The 23,010-nt window shown below is 39.8% G+C and carries 24 protein-coding genes; 2 read left to right on the plus strand and 22 right to left on the minus strand.

Features of this window, described 5'->3' with window-relative positions:
* Nucleotides 1–54 precede the first annotated feature (54 nt).
* Complete coding sequence (gene acpS / locus J2Z48_RS12935; protein WP_307254142.1) at nt 55–429, minus strand: holo-ACP synthase; 375 nt, start codon at nt 427–429, stop codon at nt 55–57.
* Between the two features lie 500 nt (nt 430–929).
* On the opposite strand from acpS, the gene J2Z48_RS12940 reads away from it, so the two are divergent.
* Nucleotides 930–2,294, plus strand: coding sequence for an alkaline phosphatase (locus J2Z48_RS12940; RefSeq protein ID WP_370872932.1), 1,365 nt, complete (start codon nt 930–932; stop codon nt 2,292–2,294).
* A gap of 55 nt (nt 2,295–2,349) precedes the next feature.
* Here J2Z48_RS12940 and J2Z48_RS12945 read toward each other — a convergent pair whose 3' ends face one another.
* The 8 genes from J2Z48_RS12945 to J2Z48_RS12980 all read right to left on the minus strand — a co-directional run bounded on the left by J2Z48_RS12945 (nt 2,350) and on the right by J2Z48_RS12980 (nt 8,443).
* Nucleotides 2,350–3,423: an ABC transporter substrate-binding protein gene (locus J2Z48_RS12945; protein ID WP_307254143.1), complete on the minus strand. Its 1,074-nt coding sequence runs from the start codon at nt 3,421–3,423 to the stop codon at nt 2,350–2,352.
* A complete protein-coding gene (locus tag J2Z48_RS12950) occupies nt 3,420–4,226 on the minus strand; it encodes an ABC transporter permease (protein WP_307254144.1) in 807 nt (268 codons plus the stop codon). Before J2Z48_RS12950 ends, J2Z48_RS12945 begins: the two co-directional genes overlap by 4 nt.
* A 10-nt stretch (nt 4,227–4,236) precedes the next feature.
* Nucleotides 4,237–5,028, minus strand: coding sequence for an ABC transporter permease (locus tag J2Z48_RS12955; RefSeq protein WP_307254148.1), 792 nt, complete (start codon nt 5,026–5,028; stop codon nt 4,237–4,239).
* Nucleotides 5,018–6,124 carry an ABC transporter ATP-binding protein gene (locus J2Z48_RS12960; RefSeq protein ID WP_307254152.1) on the minus strand — a complete coding sequence of 369 codons (1,107 nt, stop codon included), beginning with the start codon at nt 6,122–6,124 and terminating at the stop codon, nt 5,018–5,020. The genes J2Z48_RS12955 and J2Z48_RS12960 overlap by 11 nt, the downstream gene beginning before the upstream one ends.
* Before the next feature lie 26 nt (nt 6,125–6,150).
* Nucleotides 6,151–6,693 carry a helix-turn-helix domain-containing protein gene (locus J2Z48_RS12965; protein WP_307254154.1) on the minus strand — a complete coding sequence of 181 codons (543 nt, stop codon included), beginning with the start codon at nt 6,691–6,693 and terminating at the stop codon, nt 6,151–6,153.
* Nucleotides 6,694–7,116: 423 nt separating this feature from the next.
* Nucleotides 7,117–7,491: a hypothetical protein gene (locus tag J2Z48_RS12970; RefSeq protein ID WP_307254155.1), complete on the minus strand. Its 375-nt coding sequence runs from the start codon at nt 7,489–7,491 to the stop codon at nt 7,117–7,119.
* A 180-nt stretch (nt 7,492–7,671) separates the two neighbouring features.
* Nucleotides 7,672–8,055, minus strand: coding sequence for a YqxI family protein (locus J2Z48_RS12975; RefSeq protein ID WP_307254157.1), 384 nt, complete (start codon nt 8,053–8,055; stop codon nt 7,672–7,674).
* Between the two features lie 121 nt (nt 8,056–8,176).
* Nucleotides 8,177–8,443, minus strand: coding sequence for a hypothetical protein (locus tag J2Z48_RS12980; protein ID WP_307254159.1), 267 nt, complete (start codon nt 8,441–8,443; stop codon nt 8,177–8,179).
* 554 nt (nt 8,444–8,997) lie between these two features.
* On the opposite strand from J2Z48_RS12980, the gene J2Z48_RS12985 reads away from it, so the two are divergent.
* Entirely contained in the window at nt 8,998–10,344 is a 1,347-nt protein-coding gene (locus J2Z48_RS12985; RefSeq protein WP_307254161.1) for a helix-turn-helix transcriptional regulator, read from the plus strand.
* Nucleotides 10,345–10,844: 500 nt separating this feature from the next.
* On the opposite strand, the gene J2Z48_RS12990 is transcribed toward J2Z48_RS12985, so the two are convergent.
* From J2Z48_RS12990 to J2Z48_RS13050, 13 genes are all read right to left on the minus strand, one after another.
* Nucleotides 10,845–11,351, minus strand: coding sequence for a stage II sporulation protein M (locus tag J2Z48_RS12990; RefSeq protein ID WP_307254163.1), 507 nt, complete (start codon nt 11,349–11,351; stop codon nt 10,845–10,847).
* The gene (locus J2Z48_RS12995; protein WP_307254164.1) at nt 11,348–12,052 is read right to left on the minus strand and encodes an ABC transporter ATP-binding protein; all 705 of its coding nucleotides are present in this window, start codon (nt 12,050–12,052) and stop codon (nt 11,348–11,350) included. The genes J2Z48_RS12990 and J2Z48_RS12995 overlap by 4 nt, the downstream gene beginning before the upstream one ends.
* On the minus strand, nt 12,049–13,566 hold the full coding sequence (locus tag J2Z48_RS13000; protein WP_307254166.1) for a hypothetical protein: 1,518 nt from the start codon (nt 13,564–13,566) through the stop codon (nt 12,049–12,051). The genes J2Z48_RS12995 and J2Z48_RS13000 overlap by 4 nt, the downstream gene beginning before the upstream one ends.
* Nucleotides 13,567–13,787: 221 nt before the next feature.
* Nucleotides 13,788–14,411, minus strand: coding sequence for a YIP1 family protein (locus tag J2Z48_RS13005; protein WP_307254169.1), 624 nt, complete (start codon nt 14,409–14,411; stop codon nt 13,788–13,790).
* A gap of 72 nt (nt 14,412–14,483) precedes the next feature.
* On the minus strand, nt 14,484–14,771 hold the full coding sequence (locus J2Z48_RS13010; protein ID WP_307254170.1) for an uberolysin/carnocyclin family circular bacteriocin: 288 nt from the start codon (nt 14,769–14,771) through the stop codon (nt 14,484–14,486).
* A 14-nt stretch (nt 14,772–14,785) separates the two neighbouring features.
* Nucleotides 14,786–14,962, minus strand: a complete 177-nt coding sequence (locus tag J2Z48_RS13015) for a hypothetical protein (protein ID WP_307254172.1) — start codon at nt 14,960–14,962, stop codon at nt 14,786–14,788.
* Nucleotides 14,963–15,285: 323 nt separating this feature from the next.
* Nucleotides 15,286–15,891 (minus strand): hypothetical protein, encoded by a 606-nt coding sequence (locus tag J2Z48_RS13020; RefSeq protein ID WP_307254173.1) that lies wholly within the window; start codon nt 15,889–15,891, stop codon nt 15,286–15,288.
* A gap of 494 nt (nt 15,892–16,385) precedes the next feature.
* Nucleotides 16,386–16,979, minus strand: a complete 594-nt coding sequence (locus tag J2Z48_RS13025; protein WP_307254175.1) for an N-acetylmuramoyl-L-alanine amidase — start codon at nt 16,977–16,979, stop codon at nt 16,386–16,388.
* Nucleotides 16,972–17,199, minus strand: coding sequence for a phage holin (locus J2Z48_RS13030; protein ID WP_307254178.1), 228 nt, complete (start codon nt 17,197–17,199; stop codon nt 16,972–16,974). The genes J2Z48_RS13025 and J2Z48_RS13030 overlap by 8 nt, the downstream gene beginning before the upstream one ends.
* Nucleotides 17,200–17,213: 14 nt before the next feature.
* Nucleotides 17,214–17,510 carry a hemolysin XhlA family protein gene (locus J2Z48_RS13035; protein ID WP_307254180.1) on the minus strand — a complete coding sequence of 99 codons (297 nt, stop codon included), beginning with the start codon at nt 17,508–17,510 and terminating at the stop codon, nt 17,214–17,216.
* Between the two features lie 70 nt (nt 17,511–17,580).
* The gene (locus tag J2Z48_RS13040) at nt 17,581–18,675 is read right to left on the minus strand and encodes a phage tail spike protein (RefSeq protein ID WP_307254182.1); all 1,095 of its coding nucleotides are present in this window, start codon (nt 18,673–18,675) and stop codon (nt 17,581–17,583) included.
* Nucleotides 18,666–20,096, minus strand: a complete 1,431-nt coding sequence (locus J2Z48_RS13045) for a distal tail protein Dit (RefSeq protein WP_307254184.1) — start codon at nt 20,094–20,096, stop codon at nt 18,666–18,668. The genes J2Z48_RS13040 and J2Z48_RS13045 overlap by 10 nt, the downstream gene beginning before the upstream one ends.
* Nucleotides 20,080–23,004 carry a hypothetical protein gene (locus tag J2Z48_RS13050; RefSeq protein ID WP_307254186.1) on the minus strand — a complete coding sequence of 975 codons (2,925 nt, stop codon included), beginning with the start codon at nt 23,002–23,004 and terminating at the stop codon, nt 20,080–20,082. The genes J2Z48_RS13045 and J2Z48_RS13050 overlap by 17 nt, the downstream gene beginning before the upstream one ends.
* Nucleotides 23,005–23,010 lie beyond the last annotated feature (6 nt).

Consider the following 23,010-nt stretch of genomic DNA (forward strand, 5'->3'; position numbering starts at 1 on the left):
TCTTTGTCCTAACCGCACTACCATTATATGAATCGTCTAATATGGTTATACCAATCAATCCAATTCAATTACGGCTGTTGCGACTGCATATCGCCGGCTATGGGAAATAGAAAGAAGAATCCTAGCATGGCGATCCCCAAAAAAAGATTCCATCACATGTTCCGCAAGTTGTACCCTCGGGGCTCCTAGTTCATCTTTTACGATCGAGATATCATGAAAGCCTAGTTGTGATCCAATTCCTGTGCCTAGAGCTTTCGAAATGGCTTCCTTCGCCGCAAAACGACCTGCTATGTATTCAATCGTTCGTTTTGAAAGAGATGATAGATGGATTTGTTCTGCATGGCTTAAAATTCGCTTCGTAAAGCGATCTGAATGGACTTTAGCGATTCTGTCGATCTCGACTATGTCTGTTCCGATTCCGAAAATCATATTGGTTCTCCCCTTTTTTCTATTATTTACTAGGTTATTTGCGTTTATCAGCTGTCTAGTAGATTATACATTGCTCCTAATCGGTACTATTAATGTTCAATTAAGTATTGCATTTATCCGAAAATCGTAGTACATTCTACTCGTTCGATTTTTTTATAACGATATTGTATACATTTGTTCTTAAACAAAACCATTTTACCTTTTTCTTCTTACTAATCCCAACCATACGGCCTATGTTTTTCCGGTTTTCTAGGTTCAAACTGGTGTTTCAGCGTCACTGGTTGGCCTTTGAAAACAATCAAGAGTCAGAGAGGATTGTACTCATCAATCCCCTCTGACTCTTTGTTTATATACAATCTTCATCACGTTTTTCAGAACAAATATGACAAATATGACAAATATTAAACAAGATATAACGTTCTCTTCACATATTCCCCTACTAAAGTCAACAGTGTTTTTTTATGATATTTATGAAGTTTCACATAAGAGGGGGATCTCACTTGAAAGCAATTAAAGGAATCGCCATTGCTTCCATCTTAGCAATCGCAACAACAACCTATATTGGATTAATGCCCGGTGCTGAGGCAAAGAAAAAAGACGGGGACGAGATTCGAAATGTAATCGTCTTAATTGGCGATGGTATGGGTCCTTCGTATATGACTGCTTATCGCTACTTCAAAGATGATCCGAAAACAAAGGTGAAAGAGTCTACTGCCTTTGACCCATATTTAGTCGGCATGCAAACTACATATCCAGAAGACGAACATGAAAATATTACAGATTCTGCTTCGGCTGCAACTGCCATGTCAGCAGGTGTGAAAACATATAACAACGCAATTGCAGTAGATAACGATCAATCGGAAGTGAAAACGGTATTAGAGGAGGCCAAAGAGAAGGGAAAATCGACTGGACTCGTAGCCACTTCCGAGATTACACATGCAACGCCGGCTGCCTTTGGTGCTCATGATATCAGTCGAAAAAATATGGATGCCATCGCGGATGATTACTACAACGAACTCATTCAAGGAAAACATAAAGTAGATGTATTGCTAGGCGGAGGTCTTAACAACTTTGTACGTAAAGATCAAAACTTGGTAGAGAAGTTCAAAAAAGATGGGTACAGCTATGTAACAAATCGAGAAGATCTAACGAGAAATCAAAGTAAACAAGTACTTGGTTTATTTGCTCCCGGGGGATTGGATAAAAAGATTGACCGAAATACCAATACTCCTTCTCTCCAAGAAATGACGAAATCTGCTATTGATCGTCTTAATCAAAACGAAAAAGGCTTTTTTCTCATGGTAGAAGGAAGTCAAATTGACTGGGCTGGTCATGATAATGACATCGTAGGCGCTATGAGTGAAATGCAAGATTTCGAAAAAGCATTTCAAGCTGCGATTGATTTTGCCAAAACAGACAAGCATACCTTAGTCGTGACCACAGCAGATCATTCTACGGGTGGACTCTCGGTAGGAGCCAACGGCGAATACAACTTCCATCCTGAATCACTACGTGCAGCCAAAAAAACACCGGACTATATGGCCGCACAAATCGCATCGGGTAAGTCGGTAGAAGAAACATTGTCCACTTATATCGACCTTGACCTAACATCCTCTGAAATCCAATCTGTTAAGAAAGCTTCCAAGAATAAAAAGGCTGATGACATCGATCAAGCGATCGAAAAAATCTTCAATACTCGCTCCTACACAGGCTGGACGACAGATGGACATACCGGGGAAGAAGTTCCTGTATATGCCTTCGGACCTGGAAAAGAACGGTTTGCAGGCTTAAACGATAACACAAAACTGGCAGATGAGATCTTCGCCATCTTCGATGGGCAAAAAAGGAAGAAACAAAGTAAATAAAGAACGTGGAAATAAAAAAACAATCCCCGTCTCACATGGGAGGGGATTGTTTTTTCTACTTTCGATGCATCTTAAATTCTAGGAACAACTCATTATAGTGGGACAACATCTTCTTCCCAAGGTTTTTATATACCTCTAGCTTCTTTGTTAATTCTGGTGGAGGATAGAAGCGCACATCTTGTGAAATTTCTTCAGAAAGCAACTTTAAAGCTTCGGCATTCGGGGTCGAATAGCCGACATACTCTGTATTCTTTGCTGCGTTTTCAGGATCGAGCATGAAGTTAATGAACTTGTGAGCACCCTCTACATTTTTAGCAGTTTTAGGGATCACCATATTATCGAACCAGAGATTGGAGCCTTCTTCAGGCACCACGTATTCGAGATCTTCATTTTCCCCCATAATCTCCGAAGCATCTCCTGACCAAACAACACCAAGTGCTGCTTCTTCGTTCACAAGCAACATCTTAATCTCATCACCCACAATGGCTTTAATGTTAGGCGTAAGCTTATCAAGCTTGGCTTTTGCCTCTTGCAGGTGTGACTCGTTCGTATCATTTAGTGAGTAGCGAAGGCTATTCAACGAGAAGCCCATCACTTCCCTAGCACCATCCGCTAGTAAAATTTGATTCTTAAAGTCTGGATTCCATAGATCATTCCAGCCCTTAATCTCTTTATCCTTTAGCATCTTTTTGTTATAAACAATGCCCACCGTTCCCCAAAAGTACGGAATCGAGTATTTATTTTGCGGATCAAATGGAAGATCCAAAAAGTGAGGGTCGATGTGTTTCAAATTAGGGAGCTTCTTATGATCGATTGGCAATAGCAAATTTTCTTCTTTCATTTTGGCAATCGCATATTCAGAAGGTACCGCCACATCAAATGTAGTACCGCCTTGCTCGATCTTTGTCATCATGGCTTCATTGGAATCAAACGTTTGATAAATTACTTTAATCCCGGTTTCTTCCTCAAATTTTTCAAGGAGCTCTTCATCGATATAATCGCCCCAATTGTAAACTGTTAACGTATTCTTCCCACCGTAACCCTCTGCTTGATTGAGATAGTAGGTTAAATACATAAGACCGAAGGCTATCAAGAAAATAACAGAAAAAGCACGTGTCAATCTCTTCATTTCCCAACCCCCATTCCTGCACCACGTTGGTTACGCTTCGCGATGAAATAGTATCCAATCACCATGATCATGGTTGCAAAGAAAATAAGAGTCGATAGCGCATTAATCGAGAGTGAAATCCCTTGTCTCGCTCTAGAATAGATCTCCACAGACAAGGTGGAGAAACCATTTCCGGTAACAAAGAACGTAACCGCAAAATCATCCAACGAATAGGTTAACGCCATGAAAAATCCAGCAAAAATCCCCGGCGTAATAAACGGCAATATCACTTTGCTCAATATATCCCAGCGGCTCGCCCCTAAATCCCGAGCCGCATCAATCAACGTAGGACTCATTTCATTTAACTTTGGCAAAACCATTAGCACAACGATCGGGACGCTAAATGCAATATGAGAAAGCAGAACCGATATAAACCCTAACTTCACTCCTACAATGGTAAAGAGGATTAAGAATGACGCCCCAATCACCACATCCGAACTAACAATTAATACGTTATTCAAGGTAAGGAGAGCGTTTTGTGTCCGTAAATTCCGTACGTAATAGATAGCTAAAGCACCACATATTCCAAGTATTGTCGAAAGAGCAGCTGATAGCAACGCAATTACGAGCGTGTTAAGAACAATGATTAAAAGCCTTGTGTCTTGCAAGACTTCTTTATAATGTTTCAAAGTAAAACCTTCAAAGTTGTACATCTTCTCTCCACTGCTAAAGGAGTACACCATTAGATAGAAAATCGGAGCATAGAGGATGACAAACACAATTGCTAAGTATAATTTAGGGCCCAAGCCATTCTTTTTCTTCATATTTGCCACCTCACTTCCGTTTTCTCGTCAACATCATAATGAAAGCCATCGCAATAATCAGGAACACCGCAATCGTCGCTCCCATTCCCCAATCTTGAGTGACGAGGAAATGTTGCTCAATAGCTGTGCCCAGTGTGATGACTCTGTTCCCCGCTACCAATCGAGTAATCATAAACAAAGAGAGAGCAGGGATAAATACAGCTTGGCACCCTGACTTCACTCCATCTAGCGTTAACGGAAAAATGATTCGGCGAAAAGTAGTCCACTGTGAAGCTCCTAAGTCATTTGCCGCATCCAACAGGCTATGATTCATCTCTTCCAATGCATTGTAAATCGGCAAAATCATAAACGGAATAAAAATATAGACTGAAACAAATAAGAAACTAAAATCCGTAAATAAGATCTGTTGTGTACCAATTCCTAAGCTCTCTAGTAATTTATTCGTAGGACCATATGTTCCAAAAATCCCTAAAAAAGCGTATGCCTTCAACAATAGATTGATCCACGAAGGCAAAATAATGAGAAGTAGCCACAGTTGTTTATGTTTTGTCTTTGTTAGCCAATAAGCAGTAGGATAAGCAATTAGTAACGAAATACCCGTAATCAACAACGCATACCAAAAAGAGCTTAATGTCATCTTTAAATAGACAGGAGTAAAGAATTTTTGATAATTCCCAAGCGTAAAATGTCCATCTACATTAAAAAAAGAGTAATATACAATCAGCAAGATGGGGGCAACCACAAACAATAAAATCCACGTGAGATACGGAATGAGGTAAAGGTTTCTTGTTCTAATCTGCATGATTTGCCTCACTATACGCTTCGAGACGCTTATCAAACTCTTCTTCAGTCTCACCTAAGCGCATTACATGAATGGCTTCTGAATCAAAATACAAACCGATCTCTTCCCCAACTTTCGCCTTCTTCGTGCTATGAACTAACCACTCATTTCCATCTTGGTCATAGCCACAGATTTCATAATGAACCCCACGGAACAACTGGGAATCAACTTTAATGCGAAGCTTTCCTTGATCAGGTGAAGTGATTTGTAAATCTTCAGGGCGAATCACAATCTCCACTTGCTCATTTGAATTAAATCCACCATCTACACAATCGAAGTTTTTGCCAGCACATTGAACTAGGTAATCTTCCTTCATCACGCCTGGCACAATATTCGACTCACCAATAAAATCAGCGACAAAGCGGTTAATGGGCTCATCATAGATATCTGTAGGCGTTCCACTTTGTTGAATATTTCCTTCGTTTAAAACGAAAATCTCATCCGACATCGCTAGTGCCTCTTCTTGATCATGCGTTACAAAGACAAACGTAATCCCGAGACGGCGTTGTAACTCTCGAAGCTCATATTGCATCTCCGTACGTAATTTTAAATCCAACGCTGACAGGGGTTCATCCAGCAAAATGACCTCTGGTTCATTCACAATCGCACGTGCAATCGCCACACGTTGTCTCTGTCCGCCTGACATCTCTTTAATCTCACGATTTTCGTACCCAACCAAATTCACAAATCGAAGAGCCTCTAGCACTTTGCGATTGATCTCATCATTTTTACATCCCTTAATACGCAAACCAAAAGCTACATTTTCAAATACATTTAGATGCGGAAATAACGCATAGTCCTGAAATACCGTATTCACTTGCCTTTTATTTGCAGGCACATCATTAATCACTTTTCCATGAAAGTAAATCTTACCTTTAGTTGGTTCTGTAAACCCCGCAATCAAACGTAAAATGGTTGTCTTTCCACAGCCAGAAGGTCCTAGTAGGGTGTAAAATCTCCCTCGTTCAATGGAAAAACTGACATCATTTAATACAGCAGGATCTTGATCATATTGCTTCGTAACATTTTCAAAACGAATAATAGTCTGATCAGCCATTGTGACCTCCCCAAATAGGTTGCCTATTACAAGTACGACTCTGTAGCAACCAAAATAACTTCCGATTCACCTTTATGGTGATTGATAATCTGATGTTCGTCTGATGCAGTATAGTAGATCGCCTCTCCCTCTTTGGCAATATACTGCCTTTTACCAACTTGGACCATGATCTGCCCTCTAATCACAAAGGCAAACGTCTCCGCTAAAGAAGGCTCGAATTCTTTAAACTCTCCTATCTCTGCAAGACGAAGTAAGATCGGCTCCATTTCCTTCTCATTGGATTCTGGGACCAACCATTGAATCTGATATCCTCTCTCTTCGTCAATGAAGTTTGTCCAATCATCCGATGTATAAACGACTTTCTGCTCTTGCCCATCCTCATCAAAAAATTCTTTCGGTGTACAGCCTAAAACTTCCAAGATCGCAAAAAAAGTTTCAATCGAAGGCGAGCTCAAATCACGCTCTAATTGGGAGATATAACCCTTAGACAAGTCCGTCCGCTCCCCTAACTCCTCCTGAGTCAGCCCCTTTTTCAATCGTAGATTTTTGATTTTCTTGCCAATTTGCATGGTATGACCTTCAATCATGTTTATTATAAGTAAACAAGTAGTGCAACAAGTTCATTATTACATAACACAAAGTTTAGTGTAACAGTTACATCTAGGTAATTCTAGTATGAATCAGTTTATTTTAATCTGGTAAATCAAGGGGTTATTGTACCTACTGTTCGATCTAGTTCATTCTATTTATAAGTAGTACGTGGTCAAAATGTGGTCAAATAGGGCTAAAACGTGTGGTCAAATGGACATGTTAGCAAAAAAATGTGGTCAAGCAATAAAACGTCCCACAAATGTGGTCAAGAAAACATCATATATACCTTATGTATCAAGCGATTGAGCAGATTAGCATAAAATGTGGTCAAATTGGTCAGGCCACTACTTAAAAAAACAAGGGTACTGTTTTTTCACAGCACCCTTGTTTTTCATTTCTGGTTACTTAGATTTACCTATATATTTTAACAATTTAACAGGAGCAACGAATATGAGAGCTAGTACAACTGGAATTAGATACGGTATTACGGATGGAAAAGAAAAGTGAGTTTCATAGCTTAAAATGAGAGTATAAAAACAGATGGCTACGATAGTCATGCCAAAAACATCTCTAACATACTTCCTATCGTTGTGATGTTTTTGCAATAGCTTGATACTCCATACACCAAAAACAACTACCCAAGCCCACTGCAAGATCATAAATAAGTTAAAATAATCCTTGCCTACAACAAATTCCATAAAGAGCGGGTCCATGATACCACCCCATAGCAAAACCACTGGTACAAAACGAGATAACTCACTCCAGCTTGGATACATAAGCTCCCCCTGATTCGTGTGATCATTCCACCTTTATACTATATACCCGAAACTATGACCACAATAACCGTGGTTATTGTGGTCATAGCATGCTTTATCTCTTTAATACTACGTTGAGCTGATTTATACGGCATACCTGTACTACTATCTTCCAGCCATGTAAAGGCTTTACGTATCGTGCTATGCTACAGACCCGATAAGTTTAACCAAAGTCAAAGCATCTACATAAGGAAGACCGAGTTTTATAAAGAAAGAAGTAATTTCCTTTTCTCCTAGCACATCTGCTTTTTCAAAGAAGTCCGCTATTTCATCTGAGTTACTTCTGACGACTTTTCCTGCTTTTGATGATAACTTTTCTAGCACTCCATCTAGGTATTTTCCTCCATTACGAAATGCATATGCAATTATCTTGGCTTTCGATCTGTCAATCTTTAAGTTGTACTGAACAACTTCACCAAGTTTATTTTGTTGAACATTAGAAGCTTCGAATTCCGATGCTAGGGCTTGTGAACTTGCACCTATTATTGATGTTGCCAATATTGCTGATAAAAGTATTTTTCTCATAACAATTGTGCTCCTTTACTTCTCATAATTTAAGTACACAAAAAAACTATGCAGAACTTCTTAGATAGTTAGATTCTGATACTTACATCTCTAACACCCCCCTTCTTCTCTTCATCTTGCTTTACAAATGTGCTTCCCTTAGCCTCTTCCAAAACTCATAAGCTTCGCTTTCTTCCTTAATCACTCTAAAGATATCTATAATTTGAAGCAGATTCATTCTTCTCATTGGAAGATAACGGATAGTACATTTTGCATAATGCTTAATTATGTCCCCTTCAATCTTTATCCCTATCTTCTGTTCTAATATCCTCACACTAGAGCTGCGATATAGCTCGTACAAAAATAATTCAATGTCTAACTTAGAACCTGTCACTTCTAATTCCACCATGTCATCATTTCCTTTTGATTAGAGTAGATATTCAATCATAAGATGCAATTTTTTATACCTATTAAGTTGTAGCAAACCTATGGATTATGTATTTTTGATTAATTTGAAAATCACTTATGTCAGCATCAATGAGTGCCCCATACAAATGTCTGCTTGGGATAATTGATATACACGAAAGCATAAGTTTCAATCTAGTTAGATAATACTAAAAAGAATAATTAATCGTCTATAGTTCTATAAATAGTTGGCGCGACAAGCGTTCGACAAAAAATATAGCGCGATTTAGAGGAAAATCTTAATCAAACATTGTAGATTACAGCTCATATCATAAATATTTTATTTTCAGAAATTAAAATGTTAACTACGAGTCCATGTTTTCAACAAAATGCGACAAATATATACCTATTTAATGATGTAAAGTCGTTGGTTTATGGGATTGTAAGTTGGCTTCATTATTAAATTTTTATTTATACATAATTATTGAATTATTATGCGTGATATTTTATATTATTTATATAGTATTTTAAAAATTCAATTTGAAGGGAGCTCATGTCTTGAAGATATATAGAATAGATCCTAAGTTAGATAAGCTTATACAATCTAATCTAAAAGAAATTGGTATGCTAATCCGCAAATTACGAAACGAAAAGGGTTTGCGATTAATTGATTTAGGAGATCTGCAGGCATCAACATCCACTATCAGTAATTTAGAGCGTAGTAAAGGGAATCATAAATCGGAAACAGCAGTCCACCTTTTTGATAAGCTTGGTGTGTCAGCAGAAGACATCCCAACGATCTTAGAACGAGAAAGAGCTAGTATCTACCTAATTGACTTTCAATTACAGTCAACGGAAGCGTTTTTAAGACTTGGTCAGACAGAGAAAGCTCTACATGAACTAGAGCAAATTGAAATATATGATTTTCACTATCTTGCCCCTAAGTATTACTATTTCAACGGTAGGTGTATGAAGAGCAAGAAACAATGGGATCAAGCAGAAAAGTTTTTTCGCCATGCCATTGATTTGTTAGTTGATGCTACCAATAAGGAAGATAACATTGAAGCAGCATGTTATCTAGAGCTTGCATACAGCAAACATCATAATAATGAGCTGGCCGAGGCACTCGACCTAACAAAGAAAGGGATCTCTGCTTTTGTTTCTGGAGGTGATAGACAACATAATTTTCATAGCTTACTATTAAATCAGTCGATACTTTGCAGCAAGCTGAACCTCTATCCAGAAGGTATTTTAGCTTTAAACCAGCTGGAGACCTTCCTAGACCTTATAAAAGACTCCACTACCATTCTAAAATACTATTGGTTAAAGGCAGAATATGCGAAGGAATATGGAGATTCAAAAGAAGCTTTGCGATTTGCCCAAAAGGGACTTGAGTTAGCTGGAATGAGTGAGTCATTTAGTATGTTTATGGAGTTCTGGCTTTGGATAGGTGACTGTCTCGCATCACTTGGTAAATTTAGCGAAGCAGAAGTTCGTTTTAAGAAAGCACTTGAATTTGAACATAGCATGATCGAAACCAGAACTCTAATCTCTGTTAATCTACGTATCGGCACCCTGTACCTAAAGGAAGAAATGTGGGATAAAGCAGAACCATTTGCTACTACAGCCAGAGAACTATCTATCACGCAAAATGATGCACCTAATCTATTTGTTGCACTATTGTTATCTGGTGATATTGAAATCGGCTTAGGTAATCATTCTAGTGCTGTTAAATACTATGAACAGGCACAGGTAATTGCCCATCGATACCATTACATCGAGCTTGAGATACAAGCATGGACTCAACTGGCTAAATGTTGGGAACCTGTCAATCTAGAGCAGTTCCAATATTGCGCAGGCCAAGCTTTTAAATTACAGAATTCTACGATTTTAAAAGGGGATTGATCACTATGACGAAATCGCTTAGAGTTTTCGTAACCTCGTCTTTGATTATAGTTGTAGGTGTTTTTGCTTTAGCTACAACAAGTACGCCAGTAACACGTACTTTCGCTTCAGGTAAGAATACAGTATCACCGATGATCGATTTGAACGGGTCTTAACATCTTTTTGAGCTTTAATTTTGACTTAGTTTTCGCGACTAACTAAAAGGGCTAACGGTAAAAAAACCGAAGCCCTTTTCTTCGTCTATATAAAATAGAGGTTCTTTTCAACAGCACCCTATTGGATAAAATCATGCTCTATCTATCACTTTCGAAAAGTTTCAACACCGCTGAAAATGAAAATACTCCTGATACAACAACTATTATCTTTCCAAACGTTTCATGAATATAAGGACTATTAATACCAAGCACAAATAACGGTAATGCAACAGTTAAGATTATGGAATACATGATCCTTATGTTTTTTCTACTCATATAGTTAACTCTCCCCACACTCCATCTGATTCATAGTCTAGGTGTTATAAATCCTTCTATAAGACCAGCAATTAACATAAGAAAGATCGCTCCACCGAATAATACAAGACAATCAGAACCAACTTTACTTTTTGGGGAGGTAAATACTTTAGTGATCATCCATTCCGCACTTTTGAATCCAATAGCTCCAGCCAGTAGTAAGGAAGGTATCTCAAAAATTCCGTGTGGAATGGATGCTAAACATATATCCCACACAGAAATGCCTTTGGTCACAGCTGACGATATTGCAAAACCAAATATCAGTCCATTTACGGTCAGTAGAATACTTGAAACAATTCCTAGTGTGAAAAATCCCAACGAAATCATGCAGATAGCACTAATATTATATTGGACTAATTTTAAGAATCCTAATGGTCGATGATCCTCTTGCAATATAGGTATTACTCCCGGATAAAATAGACCAATCAAAAAACTAACAAAGTAAAGAATACCGGAAATAATAATCACTGTACGATTTCGAAGGAGAAACGCTTTCATGCTGACTCCTCCATTACCGAAATAACCAAATCCTCAAAGCTATCGAATGCCCCTAATTGGTCGAGTTCCTGAACTAATTTCCCCTCTCCTATGATACCTACACGATCACAGAAATGTTGGGCTACTTCTAAGATATGTGTGGTTACAAGCACTGAGTTCCCTGCTTTCACATACTCCCTTAGAAAATCTTTCATGAATTTTGCGCTTGGCGGATCGAAGCCGGTTAACGGTTCATCTAATATTAAAATACGTGGCTTTGTTAATAGAGCAGCTGCTATAGAAAGCTTTTGTTTCATCCCGTGAGAATAAGTAGTAATGAGAGTGTCTCCTCTCTCTGCTAATCTGACAGTAGACAAAACTCCTTCGATCAAACCTTTCTCGTTAATTCCCCATAATCCTGAAATAAAAGCTAGATATTCTCTAGCTGTTAAATAGTTGTACAAGAATGGATGATCAGGTACATATCCTATTAATTTTTTGTACTCCAATGGTTGAGCTAATAGGGAGGTCTCCTCAATCTTAACCTCTCCTTGGTCAAAACTTAATAAGCCTGAGATAATTTTGAGCAAAGTTGACTTTCCAGCCCCATTTGGCCCTAGCAACCCATATATTTCTCCCTCTTTAATGGAGAGTGACATTCCATCTAATACTCTATACTCTTCATACGACTTACCAACTTGATTTACAGTAAGTAAATTCATCGATATCCCTCCCAATGCCTCGTCCCTTTTCTTTCAAGGAAAATATACATATAACCTAGTAGTAATACTCCGACTAATAGACACCATATTATGGACCATGAGAACATCATAAAAGCAGAGATATCGTTAAAATAATGTAGAGTTATAAGCGCACCAATTCCTTGCAAAATGAAAATAAAATAGACACCTGTTAGTACATTTTCTAACGTAACCGAACGAGGTGATCTACCAATCTCTGAATAATGTTCCCAATCAAATCTAGGGTAAACAGCTGTTACCTGGACCTGAATAGCTCCATAAACAATAGATACAATCATATTTATACTTAAGCCAATAGATATGGCATACATTGGAAGTGAAAGAGCTAGGGAAATGACTAATAAAAAGAAGGTACTGGAAAAGAGTAGAACTATCACTTGCAATAAAACCTTAGAAATAATCAACTTCTTGGGATCAAAACCTCTTTGCAGGAACAAGTTGATATTCGTGCTTTCCGAGTCAATCGAAGTGACTCCTAGTAAACCAGTGCCTATTAAAGAACTTAATATACTTGATAAAATGACAAAAGTGATAAGTAAACTTGTATCACTTACAAAATTCTGGACCCCATTCATCCCTAGTCCGATGAATAATCCTGATGTTAAAGAAAATAGATATAAGATTTTTATAATCCGATATCGAAACATTTCACTAATACGAGTTAAACTTTTGATATCTTTATCGAGTATAAATCGATACTCGTTTGGCAGAGAGTTTAACAAACGAAGGTACAAGCTATGCAAATAACGGTATCTATTTTCCCTTTTCATTCTTATTTGAAGCATTGGCTTAACGGAAATAAATCGATTTAGCCTACAAAATACAAGAAATGTAATAAACGACACCACTATGCATAGAACAAACACCATTAGAAAAAAAGGCTTGCCTGCGATAAAGGTACGAATCGCTTCTATAAACAAGTTAGTAGGAACCCAGTTACTTTCTGCAATTCCTCTGATTAGGAGAACCACTCTAGCTTCGCTCAGCGATGTACGATCCAGAACCCAAGACATCAGAGGAAAGCTTGCTAGGAACCCAAAAATAGTAAAGAATACGGAGTTAGAAAAAATACTGATCTGGGTCCATTTCCAACGATGCATGATGTAGTAACCTATATAGCCAACCACACCACAAATTGATGAATAAAATAAAATGTACAGCATGCCTACTATGGGGAAAACAATTAGGGAACACCAACTCACTTTACTTGCAAAAGCTGCGGAAATACAAAGTGGTAAAAATAGAAACAAAAACAAGCTTAGTACGCTCAGTAGATTCTGTAATACAAAGCGATTTACCACAAAAAGAAAAGCAGGGACTGGGCTACCAATGATTATTTCATAATCCTCTGGTTGAATCGCACGCTCATATCTGTTTATACATCCGATAAAGCCCAGTAAAATATGGATAAGAAGTATATAACGAATCCAACTCAAAATATCAGGTGATATCCCATCTGTCAAAAATGCTTTCATAGGAAAATAAATCATGCAAGTAATAATGGATATGATCGAAACGACTATACCAACTAAACACACATTTAACCTTCTCTTAGTAATGAAGTTAAGCTCATGGTTATGAGAGTATCTGTAAAATACCCAATAGAAACGATTATACAGTCGTCTTAAGTCAGTGAGAAATATTAAAAAGAAAATTTTGATATAGTGACTTGTAACCATAGCTCATCTCTCCTCCACTACACAAACATCAGCTTTCCAGTAGCGAGTATCAACACAATAATCAAAGATTTCCACCACGGTATACGATGGGCTTGTCTAATTCCAATATAAAGTAAAAAACTACTCCATACGAAAAACGGGTCACACATTGTTGCATACAGTTTATATTTCACAAAAATAGCTTCAAACAACGTCTGAAATCTTTCTCCCATAGTCAAACTTACAATCACTATAATAAGTGCTTTTACAGCCATGGGAACTTGAGAATAGAAGTACACAGAGGCCGCTGCCCTCATTTCCCCAGTTCCATTCATCAAGATAGATATACCATGTGTAATTAAAGCACCTATACATAGTGAAATAACTGTCTGAAACAATGCAAACAAAAATGTTGTAATATAAAAAAAATTCTTCATATCATTCGATCGAAGGTCTACGTTTGGCAGTTGATCCTTAAACGCACCTAACATATAAGGAGTTAGTATGAAAGACATTAGGATAAAAGCAAACGACACAAAGAAAAATGGCATGAACAATCTGGGTTTATCTTTTATTTTTGAAAAAAAGATGATTGGATTAAATAATAAATCTATCAATTTCAATTCAGAAGGCTCTTTTTTAATTGCATATGCACTTTCCATTTAATCAATCTCCTTTATCTAATTAATGGAAGAGGTCACCGGACATAAATCCGATAACCTCCCTAGTAACAATTAATAAACTAAAGCAGCATGTCGTCCGTATTTAACAAGCTGTCTTTTGGCCATCTGAACGACAATCGCTACTGCAGCTGCCCCCCACCCTGCTCCTACGATCCCAGCAATAATAGCGGTTACCGTAGGCCAAGTCGCAGCGACCTCAACGTACGATAAGATCGTACCGGCCTTCGCGAGACTAACGCCAAATGTATCCGCAATGCTCAAGATCCCACCACCACTAAAAGAAAATACAAACGCTAACGCACCAAAGCCTAATAGAGCTCCCAACATTCTTCTGTTCATATTAAAAACTCCTTTTATTGCTTATTTTTATTCGAAAGGTAATTTATTGTGGCAACGATCACTACCAAACCTATCAAAGAAACAAGGCGTTTGATCCAAGGATGAGGGAAAACAACGAATTCCCATTCGATTACTACATCAAACGACATAGCTACTAAGACTCCAATGACTAGATACCGTTTCCGTTTCAAATAAAACCATCCTGACCGCATGGTACTAAAATCAGTAAGAGGAGGGAGTAAGAAGTTGATTAAAACACCTTACTCCCTCCTCTTACCTCAATATCTTATTAATAATTAAGATATTTCCTACTTTTTTTCATACTTGCCTGCAACATAATTCATAATACCAACGATTCCCCCTATGCCTAAAAGGGATATACAGAACTCGAGTACTGGATCTGAAATATTGAACACATTGAACGTGAATAACGCCTGATATGACATACACAATACAACTGTAATTAGGAGAGCATATTTACGTTTCAATTAAATCATCCTTACTAAAAAGGAATTTAGGTTTGTTTTTTAATAGTCATCTCTTTAATACTGAGCCAAGTACCTTCAACGTAAAGTGCTGGAAGATTGCCTACGCCAAATTTTTCGATAGCCTTTGCCATCAAACCAGCCGCAAATGCAGCACCGATACTTTTAAAAATTAAACCAGCAGTACCACCAACGCCTGCCCAGCCTAACTCAGCTATTCCTCTGACAACCGATTGACTAAGCCAAACCTGCCAACCCCACCAGTGTAGCTCATAATCAGTTTTCCCCTCTATCGAAAGAACTGATATCCCACCTCTTGGAGCGACAATAGCATTACCTTCTACTCTTGTCATAGGAACTGTCTTTATTCCTTCATTGGCTAGATTGATCGATTGCTTGACAGTCGCCAGATCATTGCTAGAAATTTTCTGTCTGAGCTTATCTTCATTGACTAGTTTGAATTGCTTGTTCTCAATCTTCACATACGGTTCAACTTTACTCTTGAGAGCTTCAGAGATTTGTCCCATACTATTCACCTGAGCTTGATTTACAGGTGTAGATTCAGAAGCAAATACTGGTATCGCAGCTGTTGCTAACATAGAAACGGCTACTAAACTAGAAACTATTTTCTTCATGATGTACTCTCCCTTAAACAATATATTTATATTTCGCTTATCAAGATTTCACCTAAACAAAGGTCATTCGATTTATTAATTATAAAAATCAAACTATTTTTGTTTGAATGAAACATCTGATTAAATCGAAATATACGACTAGTATAATACAAGAGGAAAAACTGTCAATGCAAAGATTAAATTTTTTAAGATTTATAATATACCGTTTTTAATAACCACCTTAAAATATAACAAGTTTAGGTGCATATATTATCCATTTATTGGTTTAATGGGGGTAAGCAGAATCACTTCTATCACAGCTCCATACCGCTACTACTAAAGATGTGGACTATCCGTACCACTCATCTACAGCTAGAGTACATACATAATTACAGAGTACATTTCAAGAACGTTATCAAAAATATTGCTCAAAATTGGTACTTTATACTGCGTTGGAATAAATAAAAAAGGGCGATGTTCACTAGAATTTGTGAACATCGCCCCCTTCTACAAATCTATCTCTTTTCCAACCCTAAAGATGATGCAACACCTGCGGTAATCGCTTTAGCCAACCCATCAAGAAACTGGCTATCCTTCAAAAGTTTATTCTCTGTAGGATTATCGATAAACAAACATTCCAGAAGGACTGCACTCATCTTCGTATCCCTAACAACAGCGATTCTACCCCGTGCCGCTTGAATATCAACTTTCTCTGGATTCCCATGAGCCTTAACTCCGTAGCCCTTTAAGAAGTCCAGCACATTATCATTAATTATCTTTTGTATTCGCTTGGTACGAGTCGGTGCAGGTTGGGCTACATAAGACTCAAATCCAGATCCCTTTCCTGCATTACAATGCAGAGACAGGAAAAAGTCTGCATTTTTTGCATTGGCGTAGGCAATTCGCTTATGGAGTCCTTCTCTACCAGACGGATAGCCTGCAGATGTATTCTTGTTTCGAGTCATAGTAGTAACACATGAATAAGCCCCCAAGTGTTGATTCACCAACTCAGCCAGCTTTAATACAACATCCGCCTCTCTCAATCCATAACCTACAGCTCCTGAATCTTTACCCCCGTGGCCAGCGTCCAGACAGATTAATTTAGTCATTCTTTGCACCTCCCTCATCATCTAAAAAGCCTTGATTTTTAGTGGTGGGATTACTTAGAATTCCAAGCACCACAAGCAAACCAACAATTGAATCGATAACTGTAGTAATAGCCCCCTGATTTACTGGACTGATGTACACCCCGATAGTCTGCAAAAATAAAAAAACCAACCCTGTTAGGCTGATCCACATTCCACTATTTTTCCAACGATTGTTATCCATATATTTATCCTCCATTAGATTGATTTTCTTATAAACGAAAGCAGTATTGTAATAGCTCCTGTAACCAACGAGCCTGTCACAATCCGCCAAAGCCATACTTGCTGGCTTTCTATTTTGGAAGCTATGTCATAAGCCTCCTCTGACTTTTTAATCGCTACACGACTTCGCTCTTCCGTCTGTCCAAAGTCCTCCAACTTAGCTTCCATAACGCTTATGCGAGTAAGAATTTGTTGAGATGTACTTCCAATAGCCTGTATTGACTCATACATCTCTTTGCCAGATATATAGATGCCAGCGTTCTCTTTGTCCATTTCATCACCTCCCCCATGTGGTAGAACAATAAAAAAATCCCACTCTTTGTGAGACTCGGCGTAGAAGGGATTAAACATCCCCTACGATCACTTGATTCTGTTGTGGATCAACACTTGTTTTACTACTCTTCTTCTCGGTGATCCTGCCTCGGATCGCAAGTTCTGGAGTAAAGCTGTAATCCTTAACAAGTATCTCATCCCCCAGTCGGCATTGTTGCCCCACTAGTCCTTCTAGTAGGAGAACACTCATCTGATAGGTTACTTTTGGACTACTCCTTCTTTCCAGTTCCTTTACGGTGTTCTGATAGAGTTCAGCTGGATTCGTAGCCGATTCATCTTTGTACACACCCATGATATGCTTTCCGTTTTTTCCCCACCGTTGTAAGGCTTCGACACTCCCAACCCAGTCCTCACCTTTTTCATACTTTGAGTTTGTAGGAGGAGTATAGTCTTGAAATGTGAGGATATTTCCATCGCCACCACTATCCCCTTTGCCAAGTCCAATGAGAGCAGTAATAAGCTCCTTGGTATCCCTCGTCCTCTTTACATCAATCAGATCACGACCATACGAGAAGATCCTCCCTGTGGCTTGTCCTCTTTTCCGATAGACGTTTACATATTTTCTTGTTAGTCGTAGCCCTTGAAAGTCAGCACGAAACTCTATCTCTGCCTCATATTGATCCATAATTTTGTGGAGCGCTGCTAGAGAGGTCGGATAGTCCTTAAACACAAAGTCTTGTACACCTACGTACTCAATCGTGCCTAGCTCCCATCCAGTTCCTTGAAGGATGTAGTTCATTGCTTGCTCTAACGTCTGGCTCGGAAGAGCGACAGGACGCACAATATTTGCAAGTAGATCCGGAACAGCTGCGTTCTCACAGAAACAATAGAGATCACCCTTGCTGGTATCGATCAGCTCCTTGATCTGAAACAGTTCCATTTTTCCGTCTAGGTCCGGATATAAAATAAACCCATTTTCCTGTAGGAGAATGGACTTAGGGTGCTTTGCTGGTACAGTGAATTCGAGTGTTAGAAAGCCATGCTTTAGCTTCTCGATATGCTCATCATCATAATAGGGACAGGCGTTCTCTAGCTGATTACTCAACAGTCCGACTGCTTGATAATATGGATCTAACACATAGAGGTAGTCGTTGATTAGAGCCACCTCTCTTGAAACCTCACTTTCCCGTTTTGAACAATAGACGGGGAACATGTAATGACATTCTTTCCTTTTTCTAAGCGAAGAAACTGACTTGACGGCTTCAATGAGCTATAAAAAGGAAAGCCGTTCTTTAGAATCCCTCCGCTTGCACAATCAATTAAAAGCTGGTCTCCTGTTTCGAATACATTTGGGGTTTCTTCTTGGATTACATTTTCTTCAAACACTCGAACTAGGTCAAAGTACGCAGAAGAGTACGGATCATTCTCTCCTCTGGCTCCAACATGGATTTGGATTCCTGCTACTTGAGTCTGGTACAAGGACTCGGCATCAAAATACTGGTTAGACCATACTTGTGATGTTATGAAGCCGCCTCTAGCGATCTTGAAATTCCACATTTGACCGATTCGGGAAATGGAGATTCTTCCTGAAAAGCGTGAAAGGAAGAGTCCCTCTAAGTCCTGATTCACAAAATAGTGCCCATCATCTAGAGTCCCAACTCTCGCCTCCATGGTAGGCTTGCTCATAGCGGTCGTAAAATTACAGAGAGCCATCTTCCCGATCCGATTGTTGTTTACATCCAGCAAGTAAATTTCAATTCTTCCCACACGTCCTTCATGTCCCTCCATAACGAGTGCTGTAAATCCCACACGGGCTTCTACAGAAAAATCCTGAAGAGGCTGGGGAAACACCTTAATCTTTGCAGGTCCATGCCAATCTTCACCTTTCCCATAGTCAGCAACCTTGATTTGCTCTCCATCGGACAAAAAGCTACCTGTTACAATTCCACCGTCCATTGCAATTCCTGACGTCCATTTTGCGATAGAACTCCCATCATCATCTATCACGAGCCTTTGTGTAGGAACATTTTCATCTCTGGAATCCATATGGACAGGCTGTCCGAAATATAGGCTTTGTGTTTTATTGATAATGGCAAACTCGGTTGTAGGAGCTGTGAACTCCATTTCAATCAACGGGGAGGTATCCACTCCACCTTGATTCTCAACCTCCACAGGTCCCGATTGGAAAAGGACTTCTTTCTTTTTTCCATAGGCATACGGGTCTGTACAGATAAAGGAGATCCGACATTGACCGATACTCAGCAATAGGTTCAAATCGGTATCTCCTGTTAATTTGGCTAGATAATAGACATCTGGATCGCCTACTAGTTGAAGTGGTTTTGCTTCTGTGTAATAGAGCCACTCCCCGAAGTCTCTCACTTTCTGGAGCAAATCAGAAAGGCTATCTGCCTCGATGGTAATGTCTGCTGAGATTACCCGATCCTCCAGCTCATTTCCAAAATCCCATGAACCAGCCCGTCCTTTCACCTTGGAGGTGGTCTGTTTCACACCTGTCAAGATCGGGAGATGAAGGTCTTTGACTACTACAAATGGTGGAAGGTCTTGGTTGTTAAATCGAATAGCCAAATGACGACATCCCTCCTGCTCTATTTTGAATGGTTTCTTGTCGTTCTATTTCTTCTCGGAGTACCTTGGCTATTTTTGTGATATCTATTTCTTCTCGAACGACTAGTTGCTCAATGTTAATGATGATGTCACCTTGTCCTGTCGATCTCTCTGGCATTTGCTTTGCAATGGTATCAGCAAAGGGTTTCATTCGGTGTCCTGAAAGAGGAACAACTGCCTCTAGGCCTGCTTCACCAACCCCGATCACACTAGCTCCATCAAACAGCCCACCTTTTGCATACCAGCCCAGTTTAAATTCAGGATACGGGACAGAAACTCCACCAATGTTGGCATGAGCGGTATGAACTTTAATGTCAGGAATCCTTGGTCTTGGAATCGATATCTTCATGCTCGCAAAGGCGTTTACAATACTGCTTATGATCGATTTCAATCGCTCATAGGCACTCTGGATCGGGTTTATAATCGCTGTCCTCACTCCATCCCACACGCTTGAAGCGGTCGAGCGGATGCTATTCCATGCGGAAGAGAGCCAACCTACTATGGGCGAAACAACGGATCGGATACCTGATACTGTTCCCGACCATATAGAAGAAGCAAGAGAACTCGTTGAACTCCACACGCTTGAGGCTGTAGACCGAGTACTGTTCCATATGGACGAAAGCCAACCCACTATAGGAGATATGGCAACACGGATGGCAGAAGAAACACCTGACCAAACAGCCGAAGCGACCGACACAAGAGAGAGCCAGATGGAGTTTAGGAAGCCTACTAATGTAGACCAGCTTGCCCGAATCCAGTTCACAATCGTGCTAACAATTGGGCTTATGACGGATGAGATAAGATTCCATCCAACTTGGAATAATACTGGAAGTGTCTCTCCAAATAAAATCGAGAAGAAGGTTACTAAGGCTGTCCACGCCTGTTGGATAAACGTTATAACGGGCATAATATACGGCGAGATCACTTCCCAGAGGCTAGAAAAGAACTGGATAATGGGCTCGGAAATGAAGAGCCAAAAGCTATACCACCATTCACCGAAGTCATTCCATGCGTCCATAGCCCCTTGTGTAATGGAGTTCCAAAAGGTCGACCACCCTTCACCGAAGTCATTCCATGCATCCATCATCCCCTGCGCCATGGAGGCGAAGAAGACATTTAGATCGACTCCGAACTGCTGAAGAATGGCTACAGTCCCCTCCCACATTCCAGAGAAGAATTCGACAACGACTAGGCAGACGTTTTCCACCACTCTTCCTACATCTTGTAGAGCATTTTCGAAATGTGTCACAGCTCCATCAAAATCACCCGTAAGTAGAAGGATCAAGCCTGAAATCATATTAGCGGCGGCTGATAGTGCATTGATGATGAGATCGATTAGTGGACCGAGTGCGCTAAACAACCCATTTAGGACAGGCAGGATCGCTATTAAGGCTGTAACCAGTGTCTCGCCAAACAGTTTAATGATGGGTTGTGATGCTTGCCATAGACGTGCAAGACTCGCTTGGATCGTTTCGAAGTACGATGAAAACTTGGAAGCTGACGTTGAGAACATCTCTACTGTAGCTGACCATATACCGTCAATAGCTTGCTTAAACCACTCGAACCGGTTGTACATCCAGACAAGCCCTGCGGCGATTGCTCCGACTCCCAATACAACAAGACCTGCTGTAGAAGCAAAAAACGCAAACACTTCCGCTACTGCTGACACAACCATCACTAAGGAACCAAACACCATGACAACTAACGGCAAAACGGCTAGTATTCCCATAGCACCTATCAGGAAGAGCTGTTGTTTATCGCTCAATTTACTAAACCACTCGGAGAAGGATTGAACCTTCTCAATCACAGCAGGTAGATACTTTTGAGATAGATTCACCAACACATGGCCTAATGGCTCTAGGGCTTCCTGTAGCTTCCGCCAGTCTGAGGCAAGTTGTACCCAGGGCGAATTTTGAATCGCTTTTGCTACTTCTTCCGCTCTGCCTTTTGTTTCACGCAATCGACTATTCAGGTTCTTTCCACTCAGGTCTGCTGTGGTATATCCTGCGGCGATCAAATCAAAGGCTTGATTACTTGTGATCTTAAACTTATCCATGATCTCCTTCGCTTGATCGATGGATTGAACGGCATCGATTCCGAGTGCCTTCGATAGTGCAAGAGCTTGATAGACAGCGTCTTGCAATCGTGTCTCGTTCAGTTTCTGGAACTTTGCCTTTGCATGACCTGCTACAATCGCCACTTCTTCCACGTCTTTGCCGAGTCCATCTCGGAACACTCGCTTTGCGATAGGAGCCACCTGCTCGATCTGACCTCGAACACCTCCTAATTTCGCTGTTAGAATGGCCATCATATGAGAGCTGTCTGCAGAAGCCTTGAAAGCCAATGCAGAGATGAGACCGATAGGAGCGGTAAGACCTTGCGTAGTGTTATCTGCAAAATCCACCATTCCCTCTCCTACTTCTCTGCCTCGTCTTCCCACTTCTCGAATGCTATGCCCCAGTCTGTTTACTTCTGATATGGCTTTTCTCACATTGGCATGAATAGAAACGAAATGGTCTCTGGACGCTTCTCTTACTTTTCGAGACAATTCTTCGACTTGGCTCTCCGCCTTCTCTGTTTGGGCATCAAATCGGATTTCCACACTATGATCTACACCATCCACCGTGTACTGTAGTTGTCTCACATGCGATTCTACTTGTTGAACAGATCGTACTACCTTCTGTAAATCTTGAACCGCTTCTTCTGTGTGCATTTCCGGACTCGGTAACTGCTCTATTTTGCGATCTAACTTATCCACCATTTTTACGACATCACCAAACGAACGATCTGCCTCGCGAGCTACTTTCGCAAACACAGAGGAAGCATGGTCTACCCCGTCAACGATGATTTGCACAGACTCTTTTGCCATTCCATC

It is taken from the genome of Croceifilum oryzae (assembly GCF_030814315.1).
GTDB classification, from domain to species: domain Bacteria; phylum Bacillota; class Bacilli; order Thermoactinomycetales; family Thermoactinomycetaceae; genus Baia; species Baia oryzae.